Origin of the sequence: Kitasatospora sp. NPDC090308, assembly GCF_044769485.1 — a bacterium.
Taxonomy (GTDB): domain Bacteria; phylum Actinomycetota; class Actinomycetes; order Streptomycetales; family Streptomycetaceae; genus Kitasatospora; species Kitasatospora fiedleri.
The window spans coordinates 47,041-67,435 of record NZ_JBIVXY010000009.1; the positions used below are offsets into that span (position 1 = coordinate 47,041).

Annotated in this window: 23 protein-coding genes; 13 read left to right on the forward strand and 10 right to left on the reverse strand. The window is 74.5% G+C overall.

Annotated elements, in window-relative coordinates; translation table 11 throughout:
• The first annotated feature begins 35 nt into the window (after positions 1–35).
• The 3 genes from ACIQVD_RS21105 (at position 36) to ACIQVD_RS21115 (ending at position 2,338) form a co-directional block, all read left to right on the forward strand.
• Positions 36–134 (forward strand): 30S ribosomal protein bS22, encoded by a 99-nt coding sequence (locus tag ACIQVD_RS21105; protein WP_003948845.1) that lies wholly within the window; start codon positions 36–38, stop codon positions 132–134.
• Between the two features lie 147 nt (positions 135–281).
• Positions 282–1,337, forward strand: a complete 1,056-nt coding sequence (locus ACIQVD_RS21110) for an NAD-dependent epimerase/dehydratase family protein (protein ID WP_100837717.1) — start codon at positions 282–284, stop codon at positions 1,335–1,337.
• Positions 1,334–2,338 (forward strand): lysophospholipid acyltransferase family protein, encoded by a 1,005-nt coding sequence (locus tag ACIQVD_RS21115; protein ID WP_100837718.1) that lies wholly within the window; start codon positions 1,334–1,336, stop codon positions 2,336–2,338. Before ACIQVD_RS21110 ends, ACIQVD_RS21115 begins: the two co-directional genes overlap by 4 nt.
• A 61-nt stretch (positions 2,339–2,399) precedes the next feature.
• Here ACIQVD_RS21115 and ACIQVD_RS21120 read toward each other — a convergent pair whose 3' ends face one another.
• The 3 genes from ACIQVD_RS21120 to ACIQVD_RS21130 form a co-directional block, all read right to left on the reverse strand.
• Positions 2,400–3,608 (reverse strand): DUF5667 domain-containing protein, encoded by a 1,209-nt coding sequence (locus ACIQVD_RS21120; protein WP_400687456.1) that lies wholly within the window; start codon positions 3,606–3,608, stop codon positions 2,400–2,402.
• Positions 3,609–3,911: 303 nt separating this feature from the next.
• Entirely contained in the window at positions 3,912–4,787 is an 876-nt protein-coding gene (locus ACIQVD_RS21125) for an ECF subfamily RNA polymerase sigma factor, BldN family (protein ID WP_402291111.1), read from the reverse strand.
• Positions 4,788–5,287: 500 nt separating this feature from the next.
• Positions 5,288–6,220, reverse strand: coding sequence for an HAD family hydrolase (locus ACIQVD_RS21130; protein ID WP_400687452.1), 933 nt, complete (start codon positions 6,218–6,220; stop codon positions 5,288–5,290).
• 95 nt (positions 6,221–6,315) lie between these two features.
• Here ACIQVD_RS21130 and ACIQVD_RS21135 point away from each other — a divergent pair, with 95 nt between their 5' ends.
• The 7 genes from ACIQVD_RS21135 (at position 6,316) to hemB (ending at position 13,523) form a co-directional block, all read left to right on the forward strand.
• Entirely contained in the window at positions 6,316–6,588 is a 273-nt protein-coding gene (locus ACIQVD_RS21135) for a glutaredoxin family protein (protein WP_400687450.1), read from the forward strand.
• A gap of 168 nt (positions 6,589–6,756) precedes the next feature.
• Complete coding sequence (locus ACIQVD_RS21140) at positions 6,757–7,440, forward strand: exonuclease domain-containing protein (RefSeq protein ID WP_402291113.1); 684 nt, start codon at positions 6,757–6,759, stop codon at positions 7,438–7,440.
• Positions 7,441–7,547: 107 nt separating this feature from the next.
• On the forward strand, positions 7,548–8,405 hold the full coding sequence (locus ACIQVD_RS21145) for a redox-sensing transcriptional repressor Rex (protein ID WP_400687603.1): 858 nt from the start codon (positions 7,548–7,550) through the stop codon (positions 8,403–8,405).
• Positions 8,406–8,436: 31 nt separating this feature from the next.
• Positions 8,437–9,843 carry a glutamyl-tRNA reductase gene (locus tag ACIQVD_RS21150; RefSeq protein WP_400687446.1) on the forward strand — a complete coding sequence of 469 codons (1,407 nt, stop codon included), beginning with the start codon at positions 8,437–8,439 and terminating at the stop codon, positions 9,841–9,843.
• A gap of 41 nt (positions 9,844–9,884) precedes the next feature.
• On the forward strand, positions 9,885–10,859 hold the full coding sequence (gene hemC, locus ACIQVD_RS21155) for a hydroxymethylbilane synthase (protein ID WP_400687444.1): 975 nt from the start codon (positions 9,885–9,887) through the stop codon (positions 10,857–10,859).
• The gene (locus ACIQVD_RS21160) at positions 10,856–12,475 is read left to right on the forward strand and encodes a uroporphyrinogen-III synthase (RefSeq protein WP_100837724.1); all 1,620 of its coding nucleotides are present in this window, start codon (positions 10,856–10,858) and stop codon (positions 12,473–12,475) included. The genes hemC and ACIQVD_RS21160 overlap by 4 nt, the downstream gene beginning before the upstream one ends.
• Positions 12,476–12,596: 121 nt before the next feature.
• Positions 12,597–13,523, forward strand: coding sequence for a porphobilinogen synthase (hemB, locus tag ACIQVD_RS21165; RefSeq protein ID WP_400687601.1), 927 nt, complete (start codon positions 12,597–12,599; stop codon positions 13,521–13,523).
• Here the strand turns inward: hemB and ACIQVD_RS21170 are convergent.
• The 4 genes from ACIQVD_RS21170 to ACIQVD_RS21185 all read right to left on the reverse strand — a co-directional run bounded on the left by ACIQVD_RS21170 (position 13,487) and on the right by ACIQVD_RS21185 (position 15,519).
• A complete protein-coding gene (locus ACIQVD_RS21170; RefSeq protein ID WP_402291116.1) occupies positions 13,487–14,128 on the reverse strand; it encodes a hypothetical protein in 642 nt (213 codons plus the stop codon). The genes hemB and ACIQVD_RS21170 overlap by 37 nt on opposite strands.
• A gap of 92 nt (positions 14,129–14,220) precedes the next feature.
• On the reverse strand, positions 14,221–14,478 hold the full coding sequence (locus ACIQVD_RS21175) for a hypothetical protein (RefSeq protein ID WP_400687439.1): 258 nt from the start codon (positions 14,476–14,478) through the stop codon (positions 14,221–14,223).
• Positions 14,479–14,681: 203 nt separating this feature from the next.
• Positions 14,682–15,026: a rodlet layer protein gene (locus ACIQVD_RS21180; protein WP_100837728.1), complete on the reverse strand. Its 345-nt coding sequence runs from the start codon at positions 15,024–15,026 to the stop codon at positions 14,682–14,684.
• Between the two features lie 148 nt (positions 15,027–15,174).
• Entirely contained in the window at positions 15,175–15,519 is a 345-nt protein-coding gene (locus ACIQVD_RS21185) for a rodlet layer protein (protein WP_100837729.1), read from the reverse strand.
• A 277-nt stretch (positions 15,520–15,796) separates the two neighbouring features.
• Here ACIQVD_RS21185 and ACIQVD_RS21190 point away from each other — a divergent pair, with 277 nt between their 5' ends.
• Positions 15,797–16,504, forward strand: coding sequence for a hypothetical protein (locus ACIQVD_RS21190; protein WP_400687437.1), 708 nt, complete (start codon positions 15,797–15,799; stop codon positions 16,502–16,504).
• 91 nt (positions 16,505–16,595) lie between these two features.
• On the opposite strand, the gene ACIQVD_RS21195 is transcribed toward ACIQVD_RS21190, so the two are convergent.
• The 3 genes from ACIQVD_RS21195 to ACIQVD_RS21205 all read right to left on the reverse strand — a co-directional run bounded on the left by ACIQVD_RS21195 (position 16,596) and on the right by ACIQVD_RS21205 (position 17,724).
• Positions 16,596–16,979: a hypothetical protein gene (locus ACIQVD_RS21195; RefSeq protein ID WP_402291119.1), complete on the reverse strand. Its 384-nt coding sequence runs from the start codon at positions 16,977–16,979 to the stop codon at positions 16,596–16,598.
• Positions 16,980–17,090: 111 nt separating this feature from the next.
• Positions 17,091–17,393 (reverse strand): chaplin, encoded by a 303-nt coding sequence (locus ACIQVD_RS21200; RefSeq protein ID WP_100837732.1) that lies wholly within the window; start codon positions 17,391–17,393, stop codon positions 17,091–17,093.
• Positions 17,394–17,481: 88 nt separating this feature from the next.
• A complete protein-coding gene (locus tag ACIQVD_RS21205) occupies positions 17,482–17,724 on the reverse strand; it encodes a chaplin (RefSeq protein ID WP_100837733.1) in 243 nt (80 codons plus the stop codon).
• A 445-nt stretch (positions 17,725–18,169) separates the two neighbouring features.
• Between ACIQVD_RS21205 and ACIQVD_RS21210 the strand changes: the two genes are divergently transcribed.
• Together ACIQVD_RS21210 and ACIQVD_RS21215 are read left to right on the forward strand one after the other, a co-directional pair.
• Complete coding sequence (locus ACIQVD_RS21210) at positions 18,170–18,409, forward strand: chaplin (RefSeq protein WP_030457840.1); 240 nt, start codon at positions 18,170–18,172, stop codon at positions 18,407–18,409.
• Positions 18,410–18,690: 281 nt separating this feature from the next.
• Positions 18,691–20,346, forward strand: coding sequence for an RICIN domain-containing protein (locus ACIQVD_RS21215; protein WP_402291122.1), 1,656 nt, complete (start codon positions 18,691–18,693; stop codon positions 20,344–20,346).
• Positions 20,347–20,395 lie beyond the last annotated feature (49 nt).

The following is a 20,395-nucleotide window of genomic DNA, read 5'->3' on the forward strand; positions in this document are numbered from 1 at the left end:
CACGGGCGCGGGTCCGAGTGAGCGAGGAATGTTCCGTGGGCTCTGTCATCAAGAAGCGTCGCAAGCGTATGGCCAAGAAGAAGCACCGCAAGCTTCTGAAGCGCACTCGCGTGCAGCGTCGCAACAAGAAGTAACACCGCCTGCGGTCGCCTCGCGTCGCCAGGTTTCCGTCCTGCCCGTCCCGGATTGATTTCCGGGGCGGGCAGTGGCGTTTCAGCCCGGGTGTCCTCCGCGCGGTACGGTGCAGACGCAGGGTGGGCATCCAGGGAGGACGGGGCAGCGTGGGCAAGGTCGTGCTCGTCACCGGCGTGGCGCGCCCGCTCGGCGCGCGCTTCGCCGAGCGGATCGCCGAACGGCCCGAGGTGGACCGGGTGGTCGGGGTGGACGCCGTCCCGCCGCCCCCCGGACTCCCGCTCGGCGTCCGGTACGCCCAGGTCGACCCGCGGCGCCCCGCGGTCGCCCGGGTGATCGCCGAGCACGAGGTCGACACCGTCGTGCACCTCAACGTCACCGCGCTCGGCCACGGCGGCCGGGCCGCGGTGAAGGAGAGCAACGTCATCGGCACCATGCAGCTGCTCGGCGCCTGCCAGCAGGCCCCCGGGCTGGCCCGGCTGGTGGTCAAGTCCACCACCGCCGTCTACGGCTCCGCGCCCCGCGACCCGGCCGTCTTCGGCGAGCTGACCCAGCCCAAGGCGCTGCCCCCCGACGGCTTCGCCCGGGACGCCGCCGAGGTCGAGGGCTACGTCCGCGGCTTCGCCCGCCGCCGCCCCGACGTCGCGGTCACCGTGCTGCGCTTCGCCAACATCCTCGGCCCGGACGGCGACACCCCGCTCGCCGCGTACTTCCGCCTCCCGGTGCTGCCCACCGCCTTCGGCCACGACCCCCGGCTCCAGTTCGTCCACGAGGACGACGCCCTGGAGGCGCTGCGGCTGGCCGTCCTCGGCGCGCCCCCCGGCACCTACAACGTCGCCGGGGACGGCGTCCTGCTGCTCTCCCAGTGCGCCCGCCGGCTCGGCCGCCCCACCGTCCCGCTGCTGCGGCCCGCGCTCGGCCTGGTCGCCCGGCTGACCCGGCGGCTGGCCGCCCCCGCGGACCGCGCCTTCTCCCAGGAACAGCTCCAACTGCTCACCCACGGACGGGTGGTGGACACCGCCCGGCTGCGCGAACGGCTCGGCTGGAGCCCGCGCCGGACCACCCCGGAGACCTTCGCCGACTTCGCCGCGCACTGCCCGCCCGGCCCGCTGCCGCCCGAGCGGCTGACCGCCGTCACCGACCGGCTGGCCGGCCTGCTCGGCGACCACCACCCCACCGAGACCCAGGAGTTGAGGCCGCGATGACAGCCGCCCGGGAGTCCGCCGACCCGGCGGCCAAGGTCATCCCGATCGAGTCCGCCCCCAGCTGGAGCGGCCCGGAGCCGCGGCCCGCCCTCGCCGACCGGATCGCCGACGGCGTCGGCGCGGCCCTCGCCGGGCAGCTCGGCGCCACCGCCACCCGGGTCCTCGGCAAGGGCTGGGAGGAGCGCGCCGCCCACGGCCTCGGCTTCCTGCGCCGCCGGCTCACCGGCGACTACGAGGTCGACGACTTCGGCTTCGACCGGGAGCTCACCGAGGAGGTCTTCCTCGCCCTGCTGCGGCCGCTCGCCGAGAAGTACTTCCGGATCGAGGTCCGCGGCACCGAGCACATCCCCGCCGAGGGCGGCGTGCTGATCGTCGCCAACCACTCCGGCACCGTCCCGCTGGACGCCCTGATGACCCAGGTCGCCGTCCACGACCACGCCGACCGCCACCTGCGGATGCTCGCCGCCGACCTGGTCTTCGTCCTCCCCGTGGTCAACGAGCTCGCCCGCAAGGCCGGACACACCCTGGCCTGCAACGAGGACGCCCAGACCCTGCTGGAGCGCGGCGAGGTGGTCGGCGTCTGGCCCGAGGGCTTCAAGGGCATCGGCAAGCCCTTCGCCGACCGCTACAAGCTCCAGCGCTTCGGCCGCGGCGGCTTCGTCGCCTCCGCGCTGCGGGCCGGCGTCCCGATCGTGCCCTGCTCGATCGTCGGGGCCGAGGAGACCTACCCCATGATCGGCAACTTCAAGTCCCTGGCCCGCCTGCTCGGCCTGCCCTACGTCCCGATCACGCCCACCTTCCCCTGGCTCGGCCCGCTCGGCGCGATCCCGCTGCCCACCAAGTGGACCATCCAGTTCGGCGAGCCGATCCCCACCGACAGCTACCCGAAGGACGCGGCGGAGGACCCGATGCTGGTCTTCAACCTCACCGACCAGGTCCGGGAGACCATCCAGCACACGCTGTACAAGCTGCTGGTGCAGCGGCGCTCCGTCTTCGGGTGACGCACCGGCCGGGGGGCGGGGGGAGCCGTCCGGCTCCTCCCGCCCCCCGGCGGACGCGCCCTCAGTTGAGCGTCAGCCCCGGCAGCAGGCCCGGGATGAGCGGCGGGAGGGTGATGCCCGGCACCGCGCCCGCGGCGGGCGCGGACGGGGAGCCCGAGGGGGCCGCCGGGGTGGCGCCGCCGGAGGCCGCCGGGGAGCCGGTCGCGGCGGGGGAGGCCCCGGTGCCGGTCAGGCCGCCCAGCAGGTCGCCGAGCCCGCCCGAGGTGGCCGCGCCGGGCGGCGGCGTGACCCGCACGGACGGGACGGCGCCCGGCTCGTGGCCGCCGCTCGCGCCGCCGGGCGCCCCGGTGCCGGGCAGCAGCGGCTGCTGCCCCGTGCCGGTGCCGGTGCCGGCGCTGCTGCCGCCGTCCCCACCGCTCCCGGCGGTGCTCCCGCTGCCGCCGCTGCCGCCCTGGCCGGGGGTCTGCTCCAGCCGGAGCGGCGCGACGTCCTCGCTTATGTCGTCGAAGAGCCGGTCGACCTTGGTGGCCTGGCTGCTCAGCCCGGACGGGAGCCTGGACTGCAGGACCGACCAGCGCTGGTCCTCCCCGGCGAAGCCGGCGAGCTGGCGCATCGGGGTGAGCGAGCCGTTGGTGCGGTAGACGGCGCGCAGCAGGTCCCGGCCGCGCAGCGCCTCGGCGTGCATGTCGTCGAGCGCGCGGCGGACCTGGTCGACCGTGGTGGGGCTGAGCGCGGTCGGGCTGTCGGAGCGGCCGAGCAGCGACTGCGCCTCGTCGAGGCGGGTGGACGCCTGCCGGAGCAGCAGCGCGCCGCGCTCGGTGTCGTTGTCCGCCCAGTCGAGGCGCAGCCCTTCCAGGCCGCGCTTCATGCCGTACAGGGCGTCGCCGGGGAGGGCGTTGGTGGAGGCGGCGGCGGCCCCGGCGAACCCGCCGACCGCGACGCCGGCGACCAGGCCGCCGATGGCCAGGCGGCGGCCCCAGCGGGTGCGCCGGCCGCGCCGGCCGCGCTGGGCGGGGAGGACCGCGGTGGGGGCGCCACCGGCCCACTCCTGCTCGAACGCGGCCATCAGCTGGGCGCGTTGGACCGTCCGCGTCTCGGCGCTGAGCTCGGGGGCGGGGACCGCACCGAGCGCGTCGGCCGTCGCGAGGAGCTCGGTCATGGCGGCGGAGCCTGCCCGGTGCGAGCCGCTGCTCCGGTGGTCACTCTGGTGGGCCTCCAGCGCCTCGGCGAAGGACTTCGCCCGCCGGTGCTCCAGCACGTTTGCCGTCACGGGCCACACCTCCCTTCGTCGTTTTCGACACCGTGGCCCGCCGGTTGGTTGTCCCGACAGGCCGAAACCACACCATCGGGTGACAGTTCGAGTTCCCACTTGACCGCGGGCCCGGTGGCGGATTGCACGCTGGCCAACGAGCGGTGTCCGGAGTCGGTTACGCACGACCCCCCTGGCGTATTAAGCAGAGCAGATGACCGCCGCTTCACCCGGACGTGCCTGTGCCCGACGCGGGTTGACGGCCCGTCGGGCGCCGGCGGGCGCGGCGACGGTCTGTGGGCTATCGCGTCCACGGTCGGCGGTTCACCTGGCGTCCGGCGGCAGCAGGCGGGCCAGCGTGCGCACCGCCCGGTACTGCAGCGTCTTGATGGCGCCCTCGTTCTTGCCCATGATCCGGGCCGTCTCGGCGACCGACAGGCCCTGGAGGAAGCGCAGCGTGACGCACTCCTGCTGCTGCGGGTTGAGCCGGCGCACCGCGTCCAGCAGGGCGGCGTTGGAGAGCGACTCCAGCACCGACTCCTCGGGGCTGCGCTCGCACTCGTTGGAGTCGAGCATCTCGCCGGTGGTGACCTCCAGCCGGAACCGGCTGGACTTGAAGTGGTCGGCCACCAGGTTGCGGGCGATGGTCACCAGCCAGGCGCCGAAGTCGCGGCCCTGCCAGGTGAAGGTGCCGATCCGGCGCAGCGCGCGCAGGAAGGTCTCGCTGGTCAGGTCCTCGGCGGTGGCCCGGCTGCCGACCCGGTAGTAGATGTACCGGTACACGGTGTCGGCGTAGTGGTCGTAGAGCCGGCCGAAGGCTTCGCTCTCGCCGTTCTGGGCCCGCTCGACCAGCTCCACCACCGGGTTGTGCTCGGTGTCGTAGCCGGGCCCGGCGGGCGCGCTGCGGGAGCGGCCGCGGCTGCCGGGGGCGGGCACGGTGCGGCCGCGCGGGCCCGTGGCGGGGGTGCTGCCGGAGGTTCCGCCGCCGGTGGAGCCGGTCGTGGTCGAGCGCAGCAGCGGCGCGGCGAACGCGGCCGGGGCGGGCGCGGCGAACGCGGGGCCGGCCACCGCGGGCTGCGGGACGGCCAGTTCGAACTCGCGGATCGCGGCCCACAGCCGTTCCAGGCGCACACCGCGGCGCAGAGTGGCGGTCGACGGGCGGGAGGTGGCTGGCGCGTCGTTCCGGACGGGTGGGTACACGGGACTCCCAGAGGCAGAACTGTGGACGGATCACCTCCGCCTGTGCGGAGAGCACGCCGCACGGGCCGCCCGTCACGGGGACGCTGCGGGCGGGGTGCATCCAGGAGAGAATAACGCTTTGTGCAATGACAGCTACACCGCGTGGTCGAAGTGGTCGATTGAGGTCCACTTCTTGCGGATATTCACCTGTCGGTGACCGGAGTTGGCGCCATCCATCCGGCTCAATGTGACCACTTGTGCACATCGGGTGACCGAACACCGGTGTGCGGGCCGGGTTTCCCCGCTATCGGCCGCCCCAACCCATGACTTTGCCCGTCTGCCGAACGATCAGTTCCGGTCAGGGCCGGACGTTCCCGAACCGCCGCCCGCCCGGGGCGGGTTCACCCCCGCTGACGTGCACGACCACCCGCCGGGGGGCGTGTCGTCGGCATCGCGTTGACGCCGGGTGGCAGCGTCGCGTTGACACCGGGTCGACGCGTCGATCTGGTGTCGACGCGGCGTCAGGCCCGCTGCCGACGGTGCACCGCGACCGCCGCCGCGGCCGCCCCCACCAGCACGCCCAGCCCGGCCGCCGCCGGGACGCCGATCCGGGCCGCCTTCCGCCCGGTGCGGAAGTCCCGCACCCGCCAGCCCATCGCCCGGGCGTGCCGGCGCAGCTCCCCGTCCGGGTTGATCACGTACGGGTGGCCGACCAGGCTCAGCATCGGGATGTCGTTGGCGGAGTCGCTGAACGCCGCGCAGCGCGCCAGGTCCAGGTGCTCGCGGCGGGCCAGCGCCTGCACCGCGGCCGCCTTGGCCGGGCCGTGCAGCATCCCGCCGACCAGCCGGCCGGTGTACGCGCCGTCCCGGGTCTCCGCGACGGTGCCGAGCGCGCCGGTCATGCCCAGCCGGCGCGCGATCAGCCGGGCCACCTCCTGCGGCGCGGCGGTCACCAGCCACACCCGCTGCCCGGCGTCCAGGTGCATCTGCACCAGCGCCCGGGTGCCCGGCCAGACCTTCTCGGCCAGCACCGGCTCGAAGATCTCCTCGCAGATCTGCTCCAGGTCCGCGGTGCGCTTGCCGGCCACCAGGCCGAGCGCGCTGTCCCGGGCGTCGGCGATGTGCTCCGGGTTCTCCGCGCCGCGCAGCCGGAACGCCGCCTGCTGCCAGGCGAACCGGGCCAGGTCGCGGCGGGAGAAGAAGCGCCGCCGGTACAGCCCGACCCCGAGGTAGAAGATCGCCGCGCCGCGCAGGATCGTGTTGTCGCAGTCGAAGAACGCGGCCGCCCGGACGTCCCCGGGCTCCGGCGTGTGGTCCCCCGCCGGCGCCGCGGGGGCCTTCGACGGCTCCGGCGCGAGCTGGGCGCTGGCGGCGTCGGCGGCGGCCTCGGCCGCCAGGGCGGTCCGGTCGTCGGTGGAACGCCTTGACTGGGTGAGCCTTCGTAGCGCGGCCATGCGACGAGCATAGTCAGCGCGGTCGCCCCGCCCCGTGACCGAGGAGTGCCCGAGCAGTGAACGGGCGGCGGCGCGACGAGCGGCACAATGAACCGGTGAGCCTGCTGCGACGCGCGGGGAAGAACCCCGCCGACACCACCGTCACCCTGATCGGCAAGCCCGGCTGCCACCTCTGCGAGGACGCCCGCGCGGTGATCCTCAGGGTCACCGCGGAGCTGGGCGCGTCCTTCGAGGAGAAGGACATCCTCCAGGACCCGGCCCTCTACGAGCAGTACGCCGAGCAGATCCCGGTCACCCTGGTCGACGGCCGCCAGCACGACTTCTGGCGGGTCGACGAGGCCCGGCTCCGCAAGGCGCTGGGCGCCTAGCCCCCGCCCGGCCCCGCGCGCCCCGCTGCCGGCTCCGCCGCCCGCCCCTCCCGGGGCACCGGTGCTTCGTGAACGTTCGATGAAGATCGGCCTAGGAGTTCCTTCACTTCTCGGCTTACGATCGAACGGTTTCCGTGTCCGCCGGGGGCCGTGCAAGAGGAGGGCGCGATGAGCGGCTACGCCGTCGTCGACGTCGAGGCCACCGGTCGTAGCCCCTGGCGCCACCGGGTGGTCGAGGTCGCCGTGGTGCAGCTGGACGCCGCGCTGCGCACCGAGCGGGAGTTCGCCACCCTGCTCGACCCGGCCGGCCCGGTCGGGCCGACGCACGTGCACGGGATAGCGCAGGGCGACGTCGAGGGCGCGCCGAAGTTCCGGCAGATCGCGCCGCGGCTGCTGGAGCTGCTGGCCGGCCGGGTGCTGGTGGGCCACCACGTGACCTGCGACCGGGCGTTCCTGGAGCGCGAGTTCGCCCGGATCGGGGTGGCGCTGCCGCCGGTGCCGCTGCTGTGCACGATGCGCATCGCCCGCCGGATGCTGCCGGAGGCGGGCGGGTTCGGCCTGTCCGCGTGCGTGGAGGCGGCCGGGCTGGGCTGGTTCCCGGCGCACACCGCGCTGGGCGACGCGCGGGCGACGGTCGAGCTGCTGCGGCACTGCCGCCGGACGGGCTGCGCGGACGTCCGGCTGCCGGCCGCCCCCGCCGGGCCCGCGGTGCCGTGGCCGCGGCTGGGTCCGGCCGGTTCGGCGCGCTCCCGGGCGGAGGCCCCGCTGCTGCGCCGGGTGGCGCCGCTGGGGCCGTGGCCGGCCGGGGTGGAGGGCCCGCGGGCGCTGATCGGTTCGGCGGGCGACGAGTGATGCGTGTCACTGTTCGGGGACAAATCGGACACCATCTTTGTGCACACGTTCACAAACGCATAGCCTGGCGGTCCAAGCCCAGCTTCACCCACAGGAGCAACGTGGCAATCGGCCGACCCTCACCCAGCAGTTCGCAGACGCCCGACCAGGGCGCCGCGCGCAGGCCCTCGCGTGCGCGGGGCATCCCGGAGGCGACCGTGGCCCGCCTCCCGCTCTACCTGCGGGCCCTGACCGCGCTCTCCGAGCGCTCGGTCCCGACCGTCTCCTCCGAGGAGCTGGCCGCCGCCGCCGGGGTGAACTCGGCGAAGCTCCGCAAGGACTTCTCCTACCTGGGCTCCTACGGCACCCGCGGCGTCGGCTACGACGTGGAGTACCTCGTCTACCAGATCTCCCGCGAGCTGGGCCTCACCCAGGACTGGCCGGTCGTCATCGTCGGCATCGGCAACCTGGGCCACGCCCTCGCCAACTACGGCGGTTTCGCCTCCCGCGGGTTCCGGGTGGCCGCCCTGCTGGACGCCGACCCGCACGTGGTGGGCAGCACCGCCGCGGGCCTGCCCGTGCGGCACATGGACGAGCTGGAGGAGATCGTCGCCACCCAGCAGGTCTCCATCGGCGTGATCACCACCCCGCCCGGCGCCGCCCAGCAGGTCTGCGACCGGCTGGTGGAGGCCGGCGTGACCAGCATCCTGAACTTCGCCCCGACCGTGCTGACCGTGCCGGACGGGGTGGACGTGCGCAAGGTCGACCTGTCGATAGAGCTGCAGATCCTCGCCTTCCACGAGCAGCGCAAGGCCGGCGACGAGCCGTCCGCGGGCGACTCGGTGCTCGACCGCGCCCCCGGTCCGGTCCGGGCCGCGGCCGCCAAGCTGCGCCGGGCCGCCGGCGGCAAGGCCGAGCAGGCCAAGGGCACCCCCGCCGCCAAGGGCGGCCCGGACGACGACCTGTCCGCGGTGATGCCGGCGTGAGCACGAACATCCGTCACGACGAGGTGGGGGCATGAGTCTTCTGGTAGTCGGTCTGAGCCACCGGACCGCGCCGGTCGGCGTGCTGGAGCGCGCGGCGCTCACCGGCGACGGCCCGACCCGGGTGCTGCACGAGGCGGCCGCCTCGGCGACCGTCGGCGAGGCCGCGCTGGTCAACACCTGCAACCGGATCGAGCTGTACGCCGACGTGGACAAGTTCCACGCGGGCGTCGCCGAGCTGTCCCAACTGCTCGCCGGGCACAGCGGCGTCGACCTCGACGAACTCACCCCCCACCTGTACGTGCACTACGAGGACCGGGCCGTCCACCACCTCTTCTCGGTGGCCTGCGGACTGGACTCGATGGTCGTCGGCGAGGGCCAGATCCTCGGCCAGCTGCGCGACGCGCTGGCCAAGGCGCAGGAGGAGCACACCGCGGGCCGCGGCCTGAACGAGCTGTTCCAGCAGGCCCTGCGGGTCGGCAAGCGGGCGCACAGCGAGACCGGCATCGACAAGGCCGGGCAGTCGCTGGTCACCTTCGGCCTGGAGCAGGTCGCCGCCGGGGCCGGCCCGGTGGCCGGCAAGCGCGCCCTGGTGGTCGGCGCGGGCTCGATGAGCTCGCTGGCCGCCGCCACCCTGGTCCGCTCCGGCGTCACCGACCTGCTGATCGCCAACCGCACCCCGGCCCGCGCCGAGCGGCTGGTGGAGATCCTCGGCGGCGCCGCCCGCACCCTGGACTTCGCGAAGGTCCCGCAGGCGCTCGCCGACGTCGACCTGGTGATCTCCTGCACCGGCGCGGCCGGCACCGTCATCGACGCCGCCGAGGTCGCCGCCGCGCTCACCGCCCGCAGTGCCACCTCCCCGCTGGCCTTCCTCGACCTGGCCATGCCCCGGGACGTCGACCACGCCGTGCGCGAGCTGGACGGCGCCCTGCTGGTCGACCTGGAGAGCCTCTCGCACGCGCACGCCGCCACCCCCGGCGCCGGCGACGTGGACGCCGTGGCCACCATCGTCGCGGACGAGGTCACCGCCTTCGGACAGGCCCAGCGCGCCGCCCGGATCGCCCCCACCGTGGTCGCCCTGCGCGCCATGGCCTCCGAGGTGGTCCGCGGCGAACTCGCCCGGCTCACCTCCCGGCTGCCGGACCTGGACGAGCGCTCCAGCGCGGAGATCTCGCAGACCGTCCGCCGGGTGGTCGACAAACTGCTGCACGCCCCGACCGTCAAGGTCAAGCAGCTCGCCGCCGAACCCGGCGGGGCCTCCTACGCGGAGGCCCTGCGCGAGCTGTTCGACTTGGACCCCGCGGCAGTGCACGCTGTCTCCGGCACCCCGATCGGCGCCCAGGCGGGTTCCTCGATCCCGCCGGGCGGCGTCCCCGCCGCCCAGGCCGCCCTCGCCCCGCCCGCCGGAGCGACCGCCCCGCCCGCCGGAGCAACCAGATGAACACCCCGTCAGCCCCCCAGCACGACCAGGACGATCACCTCATGAATGGTCCAGAGACAGTGACGCCGCTGCGCCTCGGCACCCGCCGCAGCGCCCTCGCCATGGCCCAGTCGGGCATGGTCGCGGAGGAGGTGGCCGCGATCACCGGCCGCCGGGTGGAGCTGGTCGAGATCACCACCTACGGGGACGTCTCCCGCGAGTCGCTGGCCCAGATCGGCGGCACCGGGGTGTTCGTCTCGGCCCTGCGCGACGCCCTGCTGGAGGGCCGGATCGACCTGGCCGTCCACTCGCTCAAGGACCTGCCCACCGCCGCCCCCGCCGGGCTGCTGCTGGCCGCCGTCCCCGAGCGCGAGGACGTCCGGGACGCGCTGGTCGCCCGCGACGGCCTGGACCTGGCCGGGCTGGTCGGCGGGAGCGCCGGCCGCACCGTCCGGATCGGCACCGGCTCCCCGCGCCGGATGGCCCAGCTGAACGCCTGGGCCCGCGCCCGCGGCGCCGACCTGGAGACCGTGCCGATCCGCGGCAACGTCGACACCCGGATCGGCTACGTCCGCTCCGGCGAACTCGACGCCGTGGTGCTGGCCACCGCCGGACTCAACCGGCTCGGCCGCTCCGCCGAGATCACCGAGCACCTCGACCCCGCGCTGATGCTCCCCGCCCCCGGGCAGGGCGCGCTCGCCGTCGAGTGCGTCGACCCGACCCTGGCCGCCGTGCTGGCCCGGCTCGACCACCGCCCCACCCGGGCCGCCGTGGTCGCCGAGCGCGCCCTGCTGGCCACCCTGGAGGCGGGCTGCTCCGCCCCGGTCGCCGCACTGGCCGGCTGGACCGGCACCGAGCTGCGCCTGGACGGCGTGGTCGGCACCACCGACGGCACCGAACTGCTCAAGATGTCCGCCAACGGCCCCCTCGTCCCCGACGAGACCGCCGAGGAGCAGGCCGCGGCCCTGGGCCGCGCCCTGGCCACCAGGCTGCTCGACACCGGAGCGGCCGACCTGATGGGGGAGCGCGCCCGATGACCGCCGCCGGATTCCACCCGCCCGCAGGGCGCTGCACCTTCCTCGGCGCCGGCCCCGGCGACCCCGGACTGCTCACCCTGCGCGCCGTCGACGTGCTCGGCACCGCCGACGTCCTGGTCGCCGACCCGCTGACCGCCGCCGCGGTCCGCACCCACTGCCCCAGCGGCGTCCAGGTCCTCGACCCGGCCGACGCCGGCCGGGAGCTCGCCGACCTGGCCGCCGACGCGGTCCGGGCCGGCCGCCACCTGGTCCGCACCGTCGACGGCGACCCCGGTCTGGACGGCTGCGCCGCCCAGGAGATGCTGCGCTGCGCCCAGGCCGGCGTGCCCTTCGAGGTCGTCCCCGGCGTCGCCCAGTCGGTCGGCGTGCCCGCCTACGCGGGCGTGCCGCTGCGCGGCGGCCAGGGCGCGGACGTCCGCTTCGTGGACGCCGAGGCGCTGCTGGCCGGCCAGGTCGTCGACCTGGGCTCGCCGGAGACCACCCTGGTGGTGCGCACCACCCTGGGCCAGCTGCCCGCCACCGCCAACTCCCTGGTGGCGCACGGCCGCAAGCCCGACGCGGCGCTCTCCGCGACGCTCTCCGGCACCACCACCCGGCAGCGCACCTTCACCTCCACGCTGGCCGCCATCGCCGCCGACCTGAAGGCCGCCCGGGTGCTGCCCTCGCCGGTCTCCGCCCCCGTGGACCCGGCGACCTCGGTGATAGCCGTGGTGGGCGAGCAGGTCGCCCACCGCGCCTCGCACTCGTGGTTCGAGACCAAGCCGCTGTTCGGCTGGAACGTCCTCGTCCCGCGCACCAAGGAGCAGGCCCACGGCCTGTCCGACCAGCTGCGCTCGTACGGCGCGGTGCCGCAGGAGGTGCCGACCATCGCGGTCGAGCCGCCGCGCACCCCGCAGCAGATGGAGCGGGCCATCAAGGGCCTGGTCACCGGCCGCTACGAGTGGATCGCCTTCACCTCGGTCAACGCCGTCAAGGCCGTCCGGGAGAAGTTCGAGGAGTACGGCCTGGACGCCCGGGCGTTCGCCGGGATCAAGGTCGCGGCGGTCGGCGAGACCACCGCCCAGGCGCTGGTCGACTTCGGCGTCAAGCCCGACCTGGTGCCCTCCGGCGAGCAGTCCGCGGCCGGGCTGCTGGAGGACTGGCCGCCGTACGACCCGGTGTTCGACCCGATCGACCGGGTGCTGCTGCCGCGCGCCGACATCGCCACCGAGACCCTGGTGGCCGGCCTGGTCGAGCTCGGCTGGGAGGTCGACGACGTGACCGCGTACCGCACGGTGCGCGCCTCGCCGCCGCCGGCCGAGACCCGGGAGGCGATCAAGGGCGGCGGCTTCGACGCGGTGCTGTTCACCTCGTCCTCGACCGTCCGGAACCTGGTCGGCATCGCCGGCAAGCCGCACAACGTGACCGTCATCGCCTGCATCGGCCCGGCCACCGCCAAGACGGCGGAGGAGCACGGCCTGCGGGTCGACGTGATGGCCCCGGCCCCGTCCGCGTCCGCGCTCGCCCAGGCGCTGGCCGACTTCGGGGCCACCCGCCGGGACGCCGCCACCGCGGCGGGCGAGCCGGTCTACCGGCCGAGCGAACGCCGCCCCGGCTCGCGCCGCAAGGCGCGCTGACCCTCCGGCGGGGGGAGGCCGCGGCCTCCCCCCGCCGCGTTCTTCCGTGACTCAGGGAGCCTTCGAAGTGTCCGCCGAATTCCCGTCCGTCCGCCCGCGCCGACTGCGCTCCACCCCGGCGATGCGCCGCCTGGTCGCCGAGACCCGGCTGCACCCGGCCGAGCTGATCCTCCCGGCGTTCGTCCGCGAGGGCATCACCGAGCCGAAGCCGATCACCTCGATGCCGGGCGTCGTCCAGCACACCCGGGACACCCTGCGCCGGGCCGCCGTCGAGGCCGCCGAGGCCGGGATCGGCGGCCTCATGCTGTTCGGCGTCCCCGAGGTGCAGGACGCGGTCGGCTCCGAGGGCACCAACCCCCGGGGCATCCTCCAGCTGGCCATCCGCGACGTGGTCTCCGAGGTCGGCGACCAGCTGGTCGTGATGTCCGACCTCTGCCTGGACGAGTACACCGACCACGGCCACTGCGGCGTGCTCGCCGAGGACGGCTCGGTCGACAACGACGCCACCCTGGAGCGCTACGCCGAGATGGCCGTGGTCCAGGCCGACGCGGGCGTCCACCTGGTCGGCCCGTCCGGGATGATGGACGGTCAGGTCGCGGTGATCCGCAGGGCGCTGGACGCGGCCGGCCACCGGGACACCGGCATCCTCGCCTACACCGCCAAGTACGCCTCGGCGTTCTTCGGCCCGTTCCGGGAGGCCGTCGGCTCCTCGCTCAAGGGCGACCGCAAGACCTACCAGCAGGACCCGGCCAACGCCCGCGAGGCGCTGCGCGAGCTGGAGCAGGACATCGCCGAGGGCGCCGACCTGGTGATGGTCAAGCCCGCCATGGCCTACCTGGACATCCTGCGCCAGGTCGCCGACGCCTCCCCGGTGCCGGTCTCCGCCTACCAGGTCTCCGGCGAGTACGCGATGGTCGAGGCCGCCGCGGCCAACGGCTGGATCGACCGCGAGCGGACCGTCCTGGAGACACTCACCTCGATCCGCCGGGCCGGCGCCGAGCAGATCCTCACCTACTGGGCGGTCGAGGCCGCCCGGATGCTGGGCTGACCCGGCCGCGCGACTCCGACCGCGCGCGGGGCGCGCCGGGCGCGGTCGGACTCCGGGAAGCCCTTCCGCTCGACCTCGGCGCGCCGCCCGTCCGGGTGGTGGAAGACGACGCCCTCGGCGAGCGCGCCCGGCGCGAACCGGCGCTCCGGCCCCGCCGGGTACGCCCGCGGCCCCGCGTGGTCGCGCGGCGCTCCCTCGTGCACCGGCGCCTCCCGGTCGAACGGCAGGCACAGGTGCCCGTCCAGCTCCAGCGGGTTGCCCTGGATCCGCGGGCCGAGCGCCTCGCCCGGGTGCTCGCCGCCCGGCCGGCCGCACGCGTCGGCGCCCCGGGCGGCGGCCAGGACCCAGCGGTCCTCGGCGGCGTCCTCGGCGGTGTCGGCGTACCGGCCGTCGACGACGCCCGCCCGCTTCTGCGCGGCGCTCGGGTCGCGGCGCCCCTCCACCCGCACCAGCTGCCCCGAGCGGACGGTCGGTCGGACGTCCGTGCCGTCCGGCTCCCCGGGCGCCGCGCCCTCCCCGGCGAACACCCGGGCGCACCCGGCGCGCGGGCGGTCCACCCCCCGGAAGGCGCCGTCCCGCTCGAACAGCGTCGGAATCTCCTCCACGACCGCCTCCCCCTCCGTACCCGGCCCGGCGGGGACGCCGAAGGGCGCGGCGGCCGTGAACGGCCGCCGCGCCCCGGGGCACTGACGCGGGGTCAGTGGATGGCGACGATGCCGCCCTCGCCGCCGCCGACGGCGGTGGAGGTGGCCCAGCCGTAGCCGCCGCCTGCGGTGAAGATGTGGGAGGTCTCGGCGAAGCCCGCCCAGTGACCGGCGACGAAGGGCTCGTCGGCGCTGGCCACGCCTTCCTGGCCGCCGCCGACGGCGACGTGCGCGTACGCGGGGGCGGCGATACCGGCCAGCGCCAGGGCGGCGACCGAGGTGACGACGACCTTGCCCAGCTTGCTCTTCATGGGGAGGTTCCTCTCTGCGTCGGGGGAGTGGTTTCTACGGGAACACAGCGGTGCGGCTGGAGCGGCGCTGCACGCGCCCACCGACGCTCCGATCACCCGATCGCGCCGCGGACGGCCGGGTTTCCGGGAGCGGCCGGAGACATGGAACCGCCGGGCCCGCGGGATCGCTCCCCCGGACCCGGCGGTCGGTCGCGACCGGAAGGTCAGCCGATCAGGTGGCTGACGCCACCGTCGCCGCTGCCCACGGTGTTCTGGCCGACGACGCAGGTCTGCGTCGGCTTGTTGTCCAGGACGTCGGCCTCGATCGGCACCGCGACGCCGATGACGGCGACGGCGATGTTGTGCACCTCGGGGAGGCAGAGGTTCGGGTTGTCCAGGGTGTGGAAGTTCGGGCTGTGGTTGCCCGAGGTGCCGGTGGCGTTGGTGCCGCCGCTGCCCTGGATGGAGGTGGCGGCGCCGTCCGCGTCGCCGATGGCCATCGCCGGGGAGGCGATCGTGGCGAGACCGGCGGCGGCGACGCCGGCGGCGGCGAGAGCCTTCTTGATCATTGGGTTATTCCTTTTCGGATCTGATGGAGTGGAGCAGCGGCCCGGCGCGTGGCTCGCGCCGGGTCCTGACCGCCGGGCCGGGGGAGCGGACCGGGCGGGTCGTGCCGCGCGGAGCGTGGGGCTCCGCGCCGGGGGCAGCGACGGTGGGTCAGCCGACCAGGTGGGAGACGCCGCCGTCGCCGCTGCCGAGGGTGCCCTGGCCGACCACGCAGGTCTGCTTGGGCTGGTTGTTGAGCGCGTCGACCTCGACCGGGACGGCCACGCCGAGCACGGCGACACCGATGTTGTGGATCTCCGGGAGGCAGATGTTCGGGTTGTCGGCGAAGTGGAAGTTCGGGCTGTGGTTGCCCCAGGTGCCGGTGGCGTTGGTGCCGCCGTTGCCCTGGATCGAGCCGGCCGAACCGTCCGCGTTGCCGATGGCGACGGCGGGGGTGGACACCGCGGCCAGCGCTGCGGCGGCCAGGCCGACGGTAGCGAAAGTCTTCTTGAGCATGGTGGAGATACCTCTCTGAAATGCTGTTCGAGGGGTGCTGCCCCGTCGTCGTCGGGATCAAAGAATGGCGGCACGGAAAGTTACGGGGTCTGCGGGAAATTCGTCATTGGCCACCGTTTTACCCGCGCGCCGGTCGGATTGTTGACGATGCGGAGATCGGACTATTCAGCCGTTCCGGTCAACACCCGCTATCCGCGGGGGAGCTGGCTCGTTCGCCAGGGTGCCCACCGGGCACTCGAACCGATTTCCCGAACTCCCCGAACGAACGGCGAACAGCATGAAGCTCTCCAAGCGGGCGACCGGCGCCCTGCTGCTGGCGGTCGGCGCCGGCGTGGCGGCGGCGCAGGGCGTGGCCCAGGCGGCTCCGAAGACCCCGGCCGAGGTGGCCGCGATCGAGAACGCCACGGCCGGCCAGGAGGTGCCGTTCAGCATCCCGCTCAGCACGGCCGCCTCCCCGCTCCCGCTGCTGCCGGACGGCGGCGGGATCCACGGCGCGATCCCGGCCTCGCCGCTGTCGGCCTCCACCGACAACGGCCAGAGCAGCACCCACCCGGTCCCGGACCAGGTGCTGCCGTCGATCGGCGGCGGCAAGGAGGGCCCCTCGCTGGCCGCGGCGCTGCCGCTGCCCGAGGCCGACCGCGGCGCCGAGCTGGGCACCCTCGGCCTGGACGCCCCGGCCGCCCCGCTCAACCTGGCCGGCCCGGCGCTGGGCCTGGGGCAGCCGGTCTCCTTCGTCGAGGGGCAGGGCGGGCAGATCACCGACGCCGCGCTGAGCCTGGACAAGGTCGACCCGCACCTGGTGACCGCGCCGGTGCAGGCCGTCCCGGGAGCGAGCGCCTCGCTCGGCGGCGAGCAGGACCAGCTCTCGGTCACCGACTCGGTGCGGAACCTGGCCGCCACCACCACCGCCACCACCGGCGAGATGATGAACCAGGCCGACCCGGTGGGCACCCTCACCGGCGCGCTGGACCAGAGCCGGGTCTGACCCGGCGGCACGCGAACGGCCCGGGCCCCGTCGGGGGCCCGGGCCGTCGGCGCACGCGCCGGTCGGCGTGCCGGGTGCTCGGCGTACCGGCTCAGCCCGGCAGCGCGCCGAGCAGCGGGCCGGCCAGCGGGAGGTCCTTCGCGCCGCCGCCGCCGGACAGCGGGGCGGTGAGCGGGGCGGTGCCGACCGGGGCGACGCCGTTGTCGGGGACGACCGCGACGCCGTTGTTCAGCACGTCCGCGCCGGACCCGGCCCACGGGTCGAGCCGCAGCTCCTTCAGCGGGGCGACCGCGTAGCCGAGCGCACCGGTGGTGCCGCCGAGGGCCTGCTGGGCGTCGGTGTTCTGCAGGTGGGTGGTGGGCGCGGGCAGCCCGCCGAGCGGTTCGGTCTCGGCGTGCGAGGCCTGGGCGGTGACGCCGCCGAGCAGCACGGCGGCGCCGAGCGCGGCCACGGCGCCGGTGGTCTTCCGGGTCATCGGCCAATCCTTCGGGGTGAGTGGAACGGTGCTCCAGGGGAAACGCGCGCGGCCCCCCGGCCACTGGGCCGAGGGGCGGTCTGCACGGGGTTGCCGATCAGCGGGGGCTGGTCAGCAGTCTTCGTCGACCGGCGGCTCGTGGTGCTCGTGGTGCTCGTGGTGCTCGGCCGGCAGGTCCACGTTGGCGCAGGAGTTGCCGAACGCCGGGTTCAGCAGGCCGATCACGTTGATCGAGTTGCCGCAGACGTTCACCGGGACGTGCACCGGGACCTGCACGGCGTTGCCGGAGAGCACGCCGGGGGAGTTGGCGGCGACGCCCTCGGCACCGGCCGAGGCGTTGGCCAGACCGGCCGAGCCGAGCACCAGGCCGGCCGCGGCGGCCGACAGGACGGCGGCCTTCTTCACGTTCTGCATGGGGGTTGATCTCCTAGATCACACAGGGAGTTGGTGCGCCGCACCGCACGGGACCGTGCGGTGCGGCGCGGGCGCTGCGTCAGGCAGTTCAGCCGACGTTGGCGCAGGAGTTGCCGAACGCCGGGTTCAGCAGGCCGATCACGTTCACGGTGTTGCCGCAGACGTTGACCGGGACGTGGACCGGGACCTGGATCAGGTTGCCGGAGAGCACGCCGGGGGAGCCCGCGGCGACGCCCTCGGCACCGGCCGAGGCGTTGGCCAGACCGGCCGAGCCGAGGACCATACCGGCGGCGGCGACGGACAGGACCGCGGCCTTCTTGAAGTTGCGCATAGCTTTCTTCCTCACGTTCTGCCCGACTGTGGATGGTCGGGTGCCGGGCGATCGCATCATCACCCGCGGTTTTCCGGATGCGCCGTGAATGTCACTCACGCGGCCCAACACCCTCGTGTCGCCCGTGGCTTGGGCGACGCGTGCCGCGTCGGGGTGCGCCGACGGCTGCCCACTCACGGCTGGGGGCGGTCGTTTGGCGGCGCGTCCAGGGCGGCACGGGGCTGCCTGTGGAGCGGTGTTCGTGAGGAAGAACGAGCCGGCGCGGCCGGGGAAACGGGCGGATTCCCCGATCACCCGAATGCGCGGATTAGGCCGAGTGGGTGATTGTTCGGGGGCGTCCGCAACTGCCCCGGGGTGGCTTCGTTGGCCTGGTGCACGTCCCGTGTGCTTCCTTCGGCAGCCCCCGGCGCGGCAATTGGAAGATCTGATTTATCGAGGAGACTCAATGAGCATCAAGAAGGCCGCCGCCGTCGGCGCCGCTGTCGTGGGCATCGTCGCCGCCGGTGCGGGCTCCGCCATGGCGAGCAGCGGCGCCGAGGGTGTCGCCGCCGGTTCCCCCGGTGTCGCCTCCGGCAACGAGATCCAGGTGCCGGTGCACATCCCGGTCAACCTGTGCGGCAACTCGATCGACGTCATCGGCGCCCTGAACCCGGCGTTCGGCAACTCCTGCGCCAACGTCGGCTGACGCACGGCCCGTCGGCCGAGCCGCCGTCCACACCCTCCTGGCGGGGTGCGGGCGGCGGCTCGTCCGCTTTTCCGGGCCCGGGTCCGCGCCCGGAGCGGTGCCGGACGCGGTGCCGGGCGCGGTCGCTGACGCGTCGTCATGCTGTCGCGAGTCTTGTTGTGTTACCTGTCAGTACCTAGCATGTGAGCCTGCCTCATGTTCTCCGGGCCCCCGCCCGGTCCCCGTGCTCCGCGCCGCCCGGCAGCCGCCGGGCGATCCCCCACCCTCGCAAGGAGTCATGAGTGTCCAGGACACCCCTCGGGAGGGCCGCCCGCCGCCGCCCGCCCGCGCTGCTCGCCACCGCCGCCCTGCTCGCCGCCCTCGGCCTCGGCGCCGGGCTCGGCACCGCCGACGCCAGTGCCGCGTCCGGGAACCCGGGCAAGCCCGCCGCGATCGTCGCGCTCGGCGACAGCGCGATCTCCGGCGAAGGCGCCGGCACCGACACCGGCGACGACTACGTCCCCGGCACCGACACCCCCACCAACTACTGCCACCGCTCCACCAGGTCCGAGATATTCGTGACCCAACTGCCCGGCGTCACCCCGGTCGACCTGGCCTGCTCCGGCGCGCAGACCGGCGACCTGGTCAGCGACCCCGAGCTGGCGAAGATCACCGGCCCCGGCAGCGGCGACTTCGGCGAACCCAAGCAGGACGTCCAACTCGCCGCGACCGCACGCCAGTACGACGTCAAGATGGTGGTCGTCACGATCGGCGCGAACGACGACTTCGAGTTCGCGAACATCATGATGGACTGCCTCGCCCAGTACTTCCCGATCCCGCAGTCCCAGGGCTGCCGGGACACCATCGGCAGCGCCGAGATCACCCGCCGCGCCGCCGGCGTCAAGCCCAAGGTGACCGCCGCGCTCACCAGCGTCCGCAACACCATGCGGGCGGCCGGCTACGCGGACGACTCGTACCAGCTGGTCTACCAGTCGTACTTCAACCCGATCACCCCCGACATCCGGCGCAACGACTACGCCGGCAAGGTCGCCGACGGCTGCCCGGCCTTCCCCGAGGACCTCGCCTGGGGCCACAACTGGGTCGTCCCCACCCTCAGCGACGCCCTGCGCGAAGCCGCCGCCGGCGTCCCCGGCGTGCGCTACCTCGACCAGCGCCGGGTCGCCTTCGGCCACGAGGTCTGCGCCGAGTGGACCAGCTCGCCGTACGAGTACACCAACGGCGACGTGATCGACCTGTCCGAGAAGACCCGCAACGGCTGCGACAGCCCGATCTCCATCCCCGGCCTGTGCATGAACAACGTCCGCCAGTCGTACCACCTGCGGGTCGCCGGGTACGCCGCCGAGGCCGCCTGCCTGCGGCAGTTCTACCAGCAGGCCGCGCTCGGCCAGGCGTTCTGCTCGCTCGACCAGCAGAACACCACCTCGATCACCCCGCTCACCCCCGGCAAGCCGTTCCCCGACACCCCCGAGGACGGCGCCTGGTACCAGCTCACCAACCAGTCCGACGGCCGGGCGCTCGACCTGTCCGGCGGCGGCAGCTACGGCGACTCCACCAACGGCCGCACCGCACTCACCTATCCGGCCACCGGCGGGCTCAACCAGTCCTTCGTGTTCGAGGCCAAGGCCGGCGGCTCCTACGAGCTCGACTTCAGCGGCAACCGCGACATGTGCCTCGACGTGGCCGGCGCCTCCACCGCCCCCGGCGCCAAGATCGAGCAGTGGCGCTGCAACGGCGGCGGCAACCAGCACTGGCTGCTCCAGCCCGTCGGCGACGGCAGCTACAAGCTCGCCGACTCCCAGGACCCGACCAAGCTCGCCACCGCCACCACCCAGACCGACGCCCAGGGCAACCACCTGGTCCAGCTCGCCGCCGACAACGGCTCCGCCGCCCAGCACTGGCAGCTCACCAAGCTCGGCATCGTCTACCTGCACGGCTGACGGGCCCTCAGCGAGCCCCGCAGCAAGCCCCTCAGCAAGCCCCTCAGCA